The organism is Enterobacter cloacae complex sp. IR5458 (assembly GCF_049238025.1).
Lineage (GTDB): Bacteria > Pseudomonadota > Gammaproteobacteria > Enterobacterales > Enterobacteriaceae > Enterobacter > Enterobacter kobei.
In genome coordinates, this window is sequence record NZ_JBMKIF010000003.1 from 112,006 (window position 1) to 124,376 (window position 12,371).

General features: G+C 41.9%; 13 protein-coding genes and 1 pseudogene. 11 read left to right on the plus strand and 3 right to left on the minus strand.

Annotated features, from left to right (window positions below; genetic code table 11):
- Positions 1-480: 480 nt before the first annotated feature.
- The 10 genes and pseudogenes from ACOTYN_RS03410 to ACOTYN_RS03455 form a co-directional block, all read left to right on the plus strand.
- Positions 481-720, plus strand: a pseudogene (locus ACOTYN_RS03410) (IS630 family transposase); the annotation flags it as partial.
- Between the two features lie 183 nt (positions 721-903).
- Positions 904-2,043 (plus strand): DNA cytosine methyltransferase, encoded by a 1,140-nt coding sequence (locus tag ACOTYN_RS03415; protein ID WP_007777519.1) that lies wholly within the window; start codon positions 904-906, stop codon positions 2,041-2,043.
- A complete protein-coding gene (locus ACOTYN_RS03420; protein ID WP_007777521.1) occupies positions 2,036-3,028 on the plus strand; it encodes a DUF4928 family protein in 993 nt (330 codons plus the stop codon). The genes ACOTYN_RS03415 and ACOTYN_RS03420 overlap by 8 nt, the downstream gene beginning before the upstream one ends.
- A gap of 544 nt (positions 3,029-3,572) precedes the next feature.
- Positions 3,573-4,013: a hypothetical protein gene (locus ACOTYN_RS03425; protein ID WP_007777535.1), complete on the plus strand. Its 441-nt coding sequence runs from the start codon at positions 3,573-3,575 to the stop codon at positions 4,011-4,013.
- A gap of 14 nt (positions 4,014-4,027) precedes the next feature.
- Positions 4,028-4,981 carry an ankyrin repeat domain-containing protein gene (locus tag ACOTYN_RS03430; protein ID WP_094338249.1) on the plus strand — a complete coding sequence of 318 codons (954 nt, stop codon included), beginning with the start codon at positions 4,028-4,030 and terminating at the stop codon, positions 4,979-4,981.
- A gap of 197 nt (positions 4,982-5,178) precedes the next feature.
- Entirely contained in the window at positions 5,179-5,568 is a 390-nt protein-coding gene (locus ACOTYN_RS03435; RefSeq protein WP_007777547.1) for a hypothetical protein, read from the plus strand.
- Entirely contained in the window at positions 5,565-6,800 is a 1,236-nt protein-coding gene (locus tag ACOTYN_RS03440; RefSeq protein ID WP_032986871.1) for a relaxase/mobilization nuclease domain-containing protein, read from the plus strand. The genes ACOTYN_RS03435 and ACOTYN_RS03440 overlap by 4 nt, the downstream gene beginning before the upstream one ends.
- Positions 6,801-6,988: 188 nt before the next feature.
- Positions 6,989-7,261, plus strand: a complete 273-nt coding sequence (locus ACOTYN_RS03445) for a hypothetical protein (protein ID WP_001594380.1) — start codon at positions 6,989-6,991, stop codon at positions 7,259-7,261.
- A 49-nt stretch (positions 7,262-7,310) separates the two neighbouring features.
- Positions 7,311-7,697, plus strand: coding sequence for a hypothetical protein (locus ACOTYN_RS03450; RefSeq protein ID WP_094338248.1), 387 nt, complete (start codon positions 7,311-7,313; stop codon positions 7,695-7,697).
- 26 nt (positions 7,698-7,723) lie between these two features.
- Positions 7,724-8,044 carry a hypothetical protein gene (locus tag ACOTYN_RS03455; RefSeq protein ID WP_016239768.1) on the plus strand — a complete coding sequence of 107 codons (321 nt, stop codon included), beginning with the start codon at positions 7,724-7,726 and terminating at the stop codon, positions 8,042-8,044.
- A gap of 145 nt (positions 8,045-8,189) precedes the next feature.
- On the opposite strand, the gene ACOTYN_RS03460 is transcribed toward ACOTYN_RS03455, so the two are convergent.
- Positions 8,190-8,615 (minus strand): hypothetical protein, encoded by a 426-nt coding sequence (locus ACOTYN_RS03460; protein ID WP_094338247.1) that lies wholly within the window; start codon positions 8,613-8,615, stop codon positions 8,190-8,192.
- Positions 8,616-9,597: 982 nt separating this feature from the next.
- Between ACOTYN_RS03460 and ACOTYN_RS03465 the strand changes: the two genes are divergently transcribed.
- Positions 9,598-10,164, plus strand: a complete 567-nt coding sequence (locus ACOTYN_RS03465) for a helix-turn-helix domain-containing protein (protein WP_016239675.1) — start codon at positions 9,598-9,600, stop codon at positions 10,162-10,164.
- An 89-nt stretch (positions 10,165-10,253) separates the two neighbouring features.
- Here ACOTYN_RS03465 and ACOTYN_RS03470 read toward each other — a convergent pair whose 3' ends face one another.
- Positions 10,254-10,829, minus strand: coding sequence for a hypothetical protein (locus tag ACOTYN_RS03470; RefSeq protein ID WP_004114867.1), 576 nt, complete (start codon positions 10,827-10,829; stop codon positions 10,254-10,256).
- A gap of 11 nt (positions 10,830-10,840) precedes the next feature.
- Positions 10,841-12,295, minus strand: a complete 1,455-nt coding sequence (locus ACOTYN_RS03475; protein ID WP_332956440.1) for a tyrosine-type recombinase/integrase — start codon at positions 12,293-12,295, stop codon at positions 10,841-10,843.
- Positions 12,296-12,371: the final 76 nt, after the last annotated feature.

A 12,371-nucleotide genomic window follows, 5' to 3' on the forward strand; every position in this document is an offset into this window, starting at 1 on the left:
TGTATATTCCCAATAAAATCGCCCATCAAGGGCGATTTTGAATTTAGATTAATATTGGAGAACGCCGGCGTTAACCTCCAAGTATTTTTCCCAAGCATCTAAATTCGACGCTGAGTTTTGCTCGTCGTTACCAGCTCGCGTGCATACACGAGTACAACAGTCACTACGTTCTCCAGAGCAACCACCCGTATAGTTGGCGGTAGCATTGGTATTGCTGATGACTTCAAATGTTAAATCTAAACACTGCATATCAGGTCCTTTGCAAGTCAATTGATTAGCAAGCTAAGCATTCTCTTTGATATAGCTTAATTTTAAGAAAAAACTTACCCTTCATGATGATTAAATCACAAAACTTCTGTTCATGGGAATGGTAATTTTTTGTGCGGATTCAATGCCAAATCTCATCAACAGATCGTCCTAAATAGATGCTCGGAATAGTAAAACAGTTTGAGGGAACTCAGCACGCACTGAGCGAAGCAGATCGTAGCACTTCTTCTCCGTAGCGAACGATGCCCGATACATAAAACGCTTCATAAAACCCATGACAAGACCCACACCCGCAGATTGATCACCATGCTGATGTAGCATCGTGGTGACCGTGGCAGAGACACTGCCAAAACGCTCAGCTATGCCCGTTCATCCACTGAGCGTTGGATAAACTGGTTTACAGTTTCGAGGATTGAAGACCAGAAATCGTTGCCTACCGGACACTCTCGTCGCTAGTCGTTAGAGCAAATTCATTCAACAATATAGGCTTACATAAATGCGAACTCGCGTAGTCATACCATGAAGTTTAATGGCTATCTTGCAGATGCTAAATAACCAAGGTGGGGTTCCACTGAGAGTATGTACCTAGCTGAGTATTTTGTGGGATGATAGGCACATGAAAACGGGAGACTTTGAGTGAATATTATACCGATTCGGGGCGATGCCGAATGGACCGCTTTGGAATTCTTTGCTGGTATCGGCCTGGCGAGAGCTGGGATGGAGCAGGCGGGAATCAAGACTGTTTGGTCTAATGACTATGACCTGAACAAAAAATCGATGTATGAAGGCCATTGGAAAACTCACAAGCTTTTTCTGGCAGACATTCATACCCTGAATAGCGAAGACCTGCCAACTGCAGATGTTGCTTGGGCCTCTTCTCCCTGCACTGATCTTAGTCTGGCGGGTAAGCGTGTCGGCCTGCGGGGAGGCAGGGAATCGTCCGCCTTCTTCGGATTTACTGATTTGCTTGCAGGGATGAATGAACGCAAGCCTGAAGTGATCGTCCTCGAAAATGTCACAGGCCTTGCATCCTCCCATAACAGAGAAGATTTGAGAGCTGCGGTTAAAGAATTTAATGAGTTAGGTTATGCAGTCGACGCAATCACTCTGGACGCCCGACGTTTTGTGCCACAGTCCCGACCAAGGTTATTCCTGATAGGAGCAAAAAATCCTATTGATGGAGGCGAACAGGATTCGTGCCTGAGACCAGACTGGCTTTCCTGGCTGCATAAAGATGCTGAAGTACGCACCTTCATGATGCCTTTACCTAAAGCACCTGAGCTACTAAGCCAAGGGTTCACTCTTGAGATTGAGGCTATCCCAGACAGCGACCCTCGGTGGTGGAATGCTGATAAAGTTTCTCTTTTTAAAGAGTCCATGGCATCGGTACAGCGTGAAAGGTTAGAACATTTTGTCAATCTAGACTGTACAACTGCCCGCACAGCCTATCGTAGAACTCGTAATGGCATTCCCGTATGGGAAATGAGAGCAGAAGACATTTCAGGATGTTTACGCACAGCACGTGGCGGTTCCTCCAAACAGGCGGTGGTGATCATGGGTAGGGGCGCACTCAAAATCAGGTGGATGACCGGACTTGAGTATGCACGTCTGATGGGGGCTGGCTGGTACACGCTGGAAAATTTGCGCGACTCACAAATTCAATATGGTTTTGGGGATGCCGTCGCTGTTCCTGTTGTTGGCTGGGTCGCCCGGCACATGATCCTCCCTCACCTTGAGGCCGCAAAAAAAGCGCAAGGAATAAAAGTGAATGAATAAGTTGAATTACTCCGAAGCGTATCTTGCAGCGGCGAAAGCCTGGTACGAAGGTGAACGAGCCAAGAGTGGCGCGATAAATACCAATGTAATGAATGCAGGACTGATCGTCTCACGTATGATGGCTGATGGTATGCCTATTACTGACGAACGTCTGTACAGCGAAGGAAAAAGCCAAGTACGAGGGCTCAGTGGTGCCACCATATCAAAGATTCTGGAACAACATGGCGAAACCCGCGTTTTTACCCGTGAAGGTGGGCGTACGTCCAGAGGGACTATTTTCCTTGCTGCTGCATTTCGGGATGTACTTAACAATACTCAAGTAAATGGAAATGAGCCTGTCGACACAAAACTGGTTTCCAACCAGCTCGAAGCTTTCTTCACTCAATGCGTGCGTCTGGACTATTTTGACAAACAGAGAATAACAGTCGACCTAGATTACAACAAGCCAGTTGCATCTGTGGTAAGCGATATTCTTAAAGCGTCGGCGGAACGTTCAGACAAACCCACTGGAGCTGTGCTACAGCATCTTATTGGAGCCAAACTCCAATTGCGCTTTCCCAATGTTAAAATCGGCAGTGACAGAGCCAATGCAGCTGACTTACACACTGACCGTGAGGGTGATTTTCAGGTGGGTACTACTGCATTCCACGTGACCACCGCACCTATGGAGAAATTGATTTCGCGCTGTGTCGAAAACAAACGTGCAGGCTACAGGCCGGTCATCCTAACTCTTGAAAGCAAAGTCATTGCAGCACGCCAGATGGCTGATAACGTTGGTATGTCTGAACAGATAGCCGTCCAGGCAGCCGAAACTTTCATCGGTAACAATATTGAAGAGATTGCTATCTATGACGGCGATAAAATCCGTGAGGGTCTCGCAAGACTGATACGTACGTACAACGTCCGTATCAATACTATCGAGATAGATAAATCCCTTATGATTGATGAGCCTCGTTGGATCGTTAACTTACTGACCGACTCCTGAAATACATAGAGATCAGCAAGCTTAACGAGTCGCTTTTTTCCACCATACCTAATCCCCAGAACTAAAGCACTACGGCTTGGTTGGGCTGGCGTAAGTCTGCACACTGGGCCTTTTGCATTATGATTTACTCAGAATATATAACCAATATGTCGGAAAAGGTTTAAAGTGAATGATTCGTTTTGACGGGATACTTACGATTATCATAGCACCATCACATATTGTGTCTCAGACACAAAGTTGAAAATTAAACCTGGAGTAAAAGATATAACATTCCCCCGCTACAATAAGATTCGCCTCAAACATAAAATCTTTAATGGAACACATTTCCTCCTAAGCATTGGGAAACAAAAACCCACCAATCAACCGCGAAATAAAAAAAGCACTTTTTGCTAAATATAAATTTATTTATATAAAACATCGCATTAAATTAATCATATAAAAAGAAAACGTTTACTTATTTTTCATTATTAAAAATAAATTTGATTTTTAATTATTTAATAATATATATTCATTCCATCAATAAAAATAATAAAGGAGAATAAAAATGAAAAAACAAAACCACTCAACCCTGACAAGTTACCTCTCTAAAACAAAAAAGAATACAGACCTCTACCGCCTGTATAACCCGCACTTCTCAGTATTCTGTAAAAATAGCACTGAAGATCATGATTTTTATCTTAATTATTTTTCCAGACATATGGTGACGGAAAGAAACATTCTGACCATATTTGCTATCCATACCTTTTTCTCTTATGGCATGGACAAAAAAGAGACCATAAAAGCCTTTACTCGTTTCCTTAAAGAGGAGAATAACGACGCTTTTTATCAGTCATTTTCTTTTCGTGGCTGCAATATCATTTACACAAACAAAAAAAGAGAAGTGAAAGAGATCTCATGGTTTTCCTTTTCACGGATCTATGACGAGATCGTTAAGATAAAAGAATATGAATACAACAATAATACCTGGCACAAAATGGCCGCTTAAAAAAGGAGCCCCCCATGAGTAACTATACAGAAGATAATTTATTTGACAGCATATCTAAAAAAGACGTCCAGAATTGCATTGCTGCAGGCATTGACATTAACACACTAAATGAACACGGTGAAAACGCCCTTTTCGGTTGCGACAGTATCGGGGCTTTAAAAGCTATGATTGAAGCAGGCATAGCGCTGAACCATACAGATTGTTATGGTAATAATGCCCTGTTTAGCAGAAAAAGCCCACGAGCACTGGGGCTATTGATAAAATCAGGTATTAACGTTCATCACAAAAATAATAAAGGCCAGTCCTGTCTTCACTGGCAGCACTACGACATAGATTGTGCGGAACTCCTCATTAACGCGGGCGTTGATATCCACAGCACAGATAATGAAGGTCAAACGCTTCTTTACAACCTCCACGATCATGACGTCTTTGATTACTGGGTAAATAAAGGGTGTGACATAAACCACAGAGATTATAATGGCAAAGCGGTGCTGGACCTTCCGACTGACGACGAGTGGTGGATATATGATTTCAGTATTAATGCCCTCAAACGCCATGTTGACAGAATAGACAGCACACCAGTTTTATTTAAACATATTTCAACTGAGGCGTTGCCTCTGATTGCTTTGCTTCATGAAAAAGGGCGTAATATCCTTATCGCTGAACACTGTACCTTCGCATTATATGTCAAAAACATGAAGTCCTTCTTTACCTCACTGAAAAAATATACCGATATCAGTCATGTTCAGTTTTATAATTGTTATCATGACAGACATATTGGTGTCTATACTGGTATTGAGACAGTAAAATGGTTTATTCGAAATGGTATCAGAGTGGACGACGATATACTGAGACAGCGTGCTGACTCTGATAAAATTTTTGACTATATAAGCGGAAGAGAGAAAAAAGATTTTCTCAAAATCATGAAACCAGAAATCACCCATGCGCCGAAGAGAAAAAGAATGTGATAATTTAGCCCTTTATTCAGCCTGAGCAGGTTTCATTTCATGATAACTGACCTGATAAATCCTGATAAGTAAGCCATTCAGCCAATGGCTTACTTATTTTATTTTCTCTGATTATATGCATTATATTTCACATGACGTATTGACTTATTTACATCATCCGTTATCTGTAGTAATAAACAAACAATACAAGGATAACTATGAATAATGACATAACAAGACTATCAAGGCGTGGAAAATTCCATACTGACAAACTTCCGCCTGATGAAAGACGAAGCCACTGCGTCAGTGTCAGATTAAATGAAGAAGAATTAACTATTCTCGACAGTAAAAGAGGCCAGTATAAAAAAGGGGAATGGTTGAGAATGGCTTCCCTGAACAAACTCCCACCGGTTCTGCCCGAAATAAATCGCGAAGCATGGATTAAACTCGGCAGCCTTTCCCAGGATTTAAATTACCTACTGAATCATCTTGACAAGAAAAGTCCTGACAGCGAACTAACCCGTACAGAACTCTTTGCCCTGCGCAGACAAATCAAAACGCTTCGGGATCACCTTATTCCCTCAACATTTCTGGAGCAAGACCGATGAAAGGCATGCAGAAAATAAAAAGGGGTAAACAGTTTGCAGGAGTGGTGCTTTACAGCCTCAAATCCGGTCCACACCACAACGTTATGCCTTATGTCATCGGTGGTAATATGATCGGAAGTTCGGTGGCTGAGCTTATCAGTGAGTTTGAAATTTCTAAACAATTGCGTCCCGATGTCGCCAAACCCGTCTGGCATAATTCACTTCGCCTGCCAAAGGGAGAAACACTGTCAGCCAGACAGTGGGCGGCATTCGCCGACGATTATATGACCCGGATGGGGTTCACTGAAACGCACCTTCGCTGTTATATCCTTCACGATGATACCGACGGGCAGCATATCCATATCATTGCAAGTCGCATTAACATGGCCGGTGGAAAGCTGTACCTGGGGAAAAATGAAAATCTCATCAGCACCCGCATTATCAGCGAACTGGAGCGAATACACGGACTCACTGAAACAACACCTGCAACCAGCAGTCGCCCTCAGGCTAAAAGAAAACCCTCACGCAATGAGCTGATGATGGCAGAACGAACAGCAGTTCCCTGCCCTAAGTCTCAGTTGCAGACCCTGATTGATAATGTCTTAACGCATCGTCCCGATTTACTGACTTTTATCGACATGCTGGAACAGAAAGGTGTGACCTGTAAACCCAATATCGCGTCGACCGGAAAAATGAATGGATTTTCATTTCAGTACCAGGGTATTGCCTTTAAAGCGTCTCAGCTTGGAAAAAAGTATGGCTGGTCTTCTCTGCAAACGCAGATTGATTTTACACCAGAGCACCTGGCCTTACTGAAAAAAGAGCAACAACAGACTGTACCAGTGCCAGTGCCAGTGCCAGTGCCAGTGCCAGTGCCAGTGCCAGTGCCAGTGCCATCATGCGAGCCTGAAGAACAGGTTGCAAACCGGGAAACGATTCTGGAGAAAATCCTTCAGCTTGAAGAAAAAATTCGTCTGGAAAGACAACAGGAAACAGTGGGTGTCATTCAACTCAGGAGCAAACTGCACAATACAGCTCGTCAGATACCCCGCCAGCGTCGTCTGCATTCGTGGTTTGTATTGCTCGGCCATATTGTGGCACTTCTCAGGCGCAGGGGCATGTCTCTGTTACATGCCACTGCACATCCTTTCCACCAAATCCTGCACCTGCATCTTCTGACACCCTGTCATTCCATGACAACAAATCCCATTAAAGAACAATTAGTTAAAAATAACCCCCATCCTGCACCATAAGTTAACTAATCCATATTTTAGTGATAGTCAATAAAATATTGATCGTTTATATAGATCGATAATCTTGTTATGATAGTTACAACCTATTAACAGAGATCCATCGATCGGTACAAGCAATTTTACTAAAGCGGATCATTCATCGAAAATGTTCAAAAATACATCACCTTAAATCAGGCCACGGAGTCATGATGGATAATAAAACTATTAGCTGCCCCTTCTGCTTTACACAAAGCCCGCACGGCGTGCGGATTTGCAAAGGCTGCCATGCAAAAGTCGCCTACGGTGAGAGTCCGCTCAGTGTGGCATTCCTGTTTCAATTCGTGGCATTAGCTCTCGCCTGGTTAGTATTTTCATTGACCGGCAGCACTCCTGTCTCAGTCATTACGTTTTTTGCCAGCGTCATTATTCTTATCTGCATTATTAAAAAGAAATATGCAGACAGAGTTGTTTTTATACGGTGATATTAATTTCATACCACCGCAAACATAAAAAATTAATATGAGAGAACTTATGAACAGATTCATGATTTCTGTGTTTTTTATTTCTGCTTTCCTTATTTCTGGTTGTTCAACATCAGGCAACCAGCATCTAAAAAAAGAAACAGCACAAAGTCTGCAGTCGAAAATTATAAAAAATAAAACAACGAAATCAGAAATCATTACCGCATTAGGTCAGCCCGAAACCAAAACTACACTTGATAGTGGCAATGAAGAATGGACTTACTCGATGGACAACAATCAGTTTGATGCCACCACATTCATTCCCGTGATTGGACTGCTGACAGGGGGTTCACAGACGCAGGCCAAAACGCTGGAAATCGAATTTAAAGGCGAAACGGTCAGCAATTGGACGTTCTCTGAAAACAACAGCAAGATGAAAACCGGTCTTATTCAATAACGTACTCTACAGTCTGGGATTATTTTATGAAAACATATGCATTTACCACACTCATTGCGTCCATTTTTTTGCTGAGTGGCTGTACCGGTGAACCGTCTGAGCAGGATATTTACACTGCGATGAATAAGGTCGTGGAGCAGACGAATGCCATCGTTAAATCCATAGCAGGTAAAGATGTCCCGAAAGACGCACTGCGGGAATTAAAATCTGTCAAAAAGCATGACTGCGTGAAAGTATCGGATAAAAGCTATAAATGCAATGTAACAGCTGTTGTCGATAACGAAAAACGCACAGCGGCTGTCACGCTGGTCAAAACGGATGATGGCTGGCAGGTCGTTGATAAGTAAACCCACCTTAAAGCCATCACGACAGGCGGGACGCCAACTGGGTGGCTCCTGCCTTTTTAATACTCGATTATGACCTGCCGGAAACGCCAGCTCCATTTCTCTCCACCATTCAGCATCCCATTCCTTGTACACGCTGCTGCCGCTATCAAAGTCTTTTCCTGATCACTGAGCCTGCCGGAGTATAAGCCAGAGAGCCTGCAATGCGTTTCTTTTCATACTGAGCCAGCAAATCAGCATAAATATGCTCTGCTTCGTCCAGATTGCCTGAAATATAATTCACAAGTGAATTCAGGCAATGCAGCAATGTATTGCTGTTTGCAAGCTTCCTGAGCAGAGTTGTGTTCAGGGTTGAAACGACTCCTGTAAACATCTGCATAATATTATCAACGTGATAACATGAATTGCGATACTGCGCCCGTGAATAAAAATACTTCAGATGATACCCGGCGAAGAGAACATAAAGTTTTTTGTAAAAGACATTGTTATTAACGCTGTTGTGATGATGGGTTATAAATTTATCAACAACATGTATAAACTTTTCCTCCTGAGATAAAACATCAATAGCACTCATAATTTTCTCCATTTTTTGTTTTTTAATTAAGTACTATCATCTTCAAAAATAAAATCAATAGTAATTTAAAAATATTTTTATAAAACAATATTTATTCTATTCTCACTTAAAACAGCTTTCACTGTGGAGATATTGAGTCCTCCAGATTGCATTACTATTTCATATTTCAATTATCTGAGTCATTTCCATATTTCAGATAAAAAAACCACAGGAATTTTTTTGAGAGCGTGCTACGCACTGGCTTACGCCCCGACTACCGATAAATGTTAATTATTTTTACCAAACCGGTGAAAACCATAATTTTGTTTCCCTGGCAGCGCCGCTGAGTGCCCACAGCACTCACTCGCTGAAGCAGAAAGGGTTTTTCCGAAGGGTCCCGGCGTGAGCCGTACTCAGCAAATGGGCAAATCATGTATCTGTGTTCGCTTTCCCGATCAACTCAGCCTCCTGATTTTTTGCGCGAAGCGTATTTGTAATGACAGTTAACCTCAGGTCTATGAACTCGTGCGCGAAGCGTATTTATACTTACAGAAAATACTGTAGTAATGTTCTGAAGCCCAATGGCGCAACATACAGTTGCGCAGGCTTCACTTAAGAAATGATATTATGTACGAAAAACAATAATAAAAGTGTTTTCATCAGGTACACCAAGGCCTTGAGTATCGTTCTAATGCAAAACTGTGGTTTCTTATTTCTTTATCACTCTTTTATCTTGCAGAACACAATTGAAAATTAACCAATAAAATCAAATAATTAAACAAACCCTGCCGTTATTAATTTCAGAACCAAAAATCATTAATTACATAACAGGTGATGGTGAAATTTAGCACCCCTTGTTTTAAATTTGATAACCAACCATCTCCCACTAAATAACAACCGTAAAATCTCAAAAGTAAATACAATTAAATAATGCTACCAATCAAGTTGACAAATAAATTAAATGTGCCATATATGTAATCACAACAATAAAAAAGGAGCCATCATGTCAATCACAAGCGTTGTATTAACTAAAGAACAAAAGTCCATTATTGCAGAAGCATTAGAGGTTATGCCCGAAGATCTGGAAGAAATAAAGATTAAAGCAAATAGCTATAAAAAAACGTCATTCAGAGACGATTTCTCAATGATATTCAAAGGCAATATGGCCACACTCGCCAGGATGGATTTGACGCCCACAGCGTTTAGAATTGTGCTTTATCTCTTCTCAGTAATTGATTATGGAAATATTATCCCTGATTTTTCACAGTCACGTATAGCCAAAGATCTTGGGCTGAATAAATCAAATGTCTCACGCGCATTCAAAGAGTTATTTGAGAGAAAAATACTTATTCGTGACGCCATAGATAACCAAGTATACCTTAATTCAAACTTGTGTGTTAAAGGAATCCCTCGTCGTTTCAATGAAGATCTGATGGATAAATTTAGAAAGTCCAGACTGGAGACAGAAGACTTTGCCAATTCGTTTAACTTTTATCGTGCAGGGAGTAAAACAAAGCCGGTTAAAAATCCCAAAAGAAGATATCCTACAGACGGCATTCCATTTGATTAAAATAATAAATAATGCTGTTGAACAATTTATACTTCCGCAAATGACTATTTCCCAACATAAATTCAATTTTATATTGGGAATGAAATTAATCATAAAATATCATTAAGTATATGACGTTCTTGTTCAATTTCACATGATTTAACCATCCCACTTAGTACACTAACAAAAACGTCATTCCATTTCTGGCGCTCTCTCGAAGCATGCCAGTTCTCAAACAACACTTTCTCAAGAGAGATCCAAATAACTTCTGCGCGAGAGGTATTTAATAGCTCCTTGAATACTTCGTCAGATACAGTAAGGGCATGAGAATAAATTTTATTATCAATAGTCCAGAAAGGCTCTGGCTTGGTAAAATCAGCCAAAGAAGCAAAAGCCAACCCACGGACCTGTGCTGCTTCCATTGTGCTGTTCACTTTATGATTATCCCGCCAGGTTTTTAAATCACCCAACAGATAATTTACGCGTTGATTTCTTGCTTTGCTATCTTCAGCTTGGTATTGGATATAAGCAGGGCCATTACCAGTCTGGCGATAACGAGCCAATGTTTTGACACTTACACCAAGGTAAAGGGCCGAAACTTCAGCACTCAGGGTTGCATCATCTGGCATACTACCAAATAGCCGCCATACTTCAGCATATTCTCTTAAAGTATCGATTGCACTCATTCCCTGTCCCCCTAATTTGTTGGCAATGGTTGATATTTCGCCGAAGCCAAAAGTGTATTATACAACTCAGGTACTGTCATCAGCATATGAAGCTCAATCCGTTGAAGTGCCTCAAAAACTCGCTCGTTATCAGGCTCAGCATATCTTTCAGTAGGGTCCGTGGTATTACGGTGGTTAAGCAATCTTTTCACCACTGCATACGAAGTTAGTTCTTCTGCAACACGGCCAAAAGTTCTTCGCAGATCGTGCATTCCCAGCTTCATTATTCCAGCTTCCTGACAGATATACTCGCGCAAGCTTTTACTGTCAGAATAATGTCCAACCTTGCTTCGTGATGAACGAGCCGGAAAAACCCATTTGCGTTTATCTGCCCGTATTTCGGTATCGTTGACGATATCTCGTCGGTCTTCCAGAATTCGCTTTGTAGCATCACAGATTGGAAGCTCATGGTCGTTACGATTTTTCGTGTCGTAAAAGCGAATAACCCGGTTTTCGAGATCGACATAGCTTGTCGTTCTGACTTCCTCTTCTGTCAGGGCCTCTCGCCAGCACAGTGTTGCTGTCTCTTCTTTCCTGGCTCCTGTCAAAATGGTCAGCAACAGATAATCACAACCCAAACGATTAAAACCTCTCTTATTGTGTAATGCAGCTAGAAACCGTCCCAAAGTATCTTTGGGGGACAATGGATTTCGTACGCCCTTGGCACGATAGCTATCTTCCAGCTCAGATCGTGTTCTGAACTTCTTCTGTACCTTTAAAATTGAAAAAGGATTATAGGACAACGAAGGTTGTCGTTGCTGGGTCTGAGCATTCCCAGCTTCAATCTCGATTGCGTGTTTTACAGCAACATTGGCCCACCTAAAAGTCTGTTCTGCTGCTGTTCTGGCTCTTGAAGCAATCTCGTCAAACTTTCGAAGGATTTCATTACCAGTAAGATCCTTGATTCGAAGGTTTTGCCATTCTTTCAACCGATTCTCAGCTTTGTCTAACACATTGAGAGTGTTTGGTTTAGCAGGTTTGGTTCTGCCAAGTAAGTGACTCCTGTATTGGGCAAAAGCTTCACTCACGGTCAATTCAGCCAGATCGAGTTCCCTTTTAATCTTGTTGGGATTTCTCTTTGTTGCAATCATTGTCTGAACCAACTGCCGAGCTGCCTCACGGGCTTGATCGATACTCGGAAAATCGGACACATTCCCAACCTTTACTTTCAAGACAGAGCTTGGCTTCTTACCCTCACTGACATTACGATCTGAAGAGGCTACTCTTCGCTGGATTACATAGGTTTTTTTCGTCAAACTGACCTTCACACCGAAGCCAACGGGTGAACCTCGATGATCGTCAAAAACTATGTAAGGTTTTTGGTCAGGGTTGGCTTCGAAAACGACTTTTCCAGAGCTACTGAGCTCAGGCTTAACATTAATACTTAACTTGTTGATAATAAAAGCCTGATTGAGAGTTGTTTTCAAAGTATCACCACCATTTGTAACCCAAAGAAGGAGTACAACCAATCTATCACGCTTTGGGCTACAAGTGAGCTACAAA

Bases quoted from the DNA above. Each gene is read 5' to 3' on its own strand.
- ACOTYN_RS03420 (WP_007777521.1), top strand. From the start codon at position 2,036: ATGAATAAGTTGAATTACTCCGAAGCGTATCTTGCAGCGGCGAAAGCC.
- ACOTYN_RS03425 (WP_007777535.1), top strand. From the start codon at position 3,573: ATGAAAAAACAAAACCACTCAACCCTGACAAGTTACCTCTCTAAAACA.
- ACOTYN_RS03430 (WP_094338249.1), top strand. From the start codon at position 4,028: ATGAGTAACTATACAGAAGATAATTTATTTGACAGCATATCTAAAAAA.
- ACOTYN_RS03435 (WP_007777547.1), top strand. From the start codon at position 5,179: ATGAATAATGACATAACAAGACTATCAAGGCGTGGAAAATTCCATACT.
- ACOTYN_RS03440 (WP_032986871.1), top strand. From the start codon at position 5,565: ATGAAAGGCATGCAGAAAATAAAAAGGGGTAAACAGTTTGCAGGAGTG.
- ACOTYN_RS03445 (WP_001594380.1), top strand. From the start codon at position 6,989: ATGGATAATAAAACTATTAGCTGCCCCTTCTGCTTTACACAAAGCCCG.
- ACOTYN_RS03450 (WP_094338248.1), top strand. From the start codon at position 7,311: ATGAACAGATTCATGATTTCTGTGTTTTTTATTTCTGCTTTCCTTATT.
- ACOTYN_RS03455 (WP_016239768.1), top strand. From the start codon at position 7,724: ATGAAAACATATGCATTTACCACACTCATTGCGTCCATTTTTTTGCTG.
- ACOTYN_RS03460 (WP_094338247.1), bottom strand. From the start codon at position 8,615: ATGAGTGCTATTGATGTTTTATCTCAGGAGGAAAAGTTTATACATGTT.
- ACOTYN_RS03465 (WP_016239675.1), top strand. From the start codon at position 9,598: ATGTCAATCACAAGCGTTGTATTAACTAAAGAACAAAAGTCCATTATT.
- ACOTYN_RS03470 (WP_004114867.1), bottom strand. From the start codon at position 10,829: ATGAGTGCAATCGATACTTTAAGAGAATATGCTGAAGTATGGCGGCTA.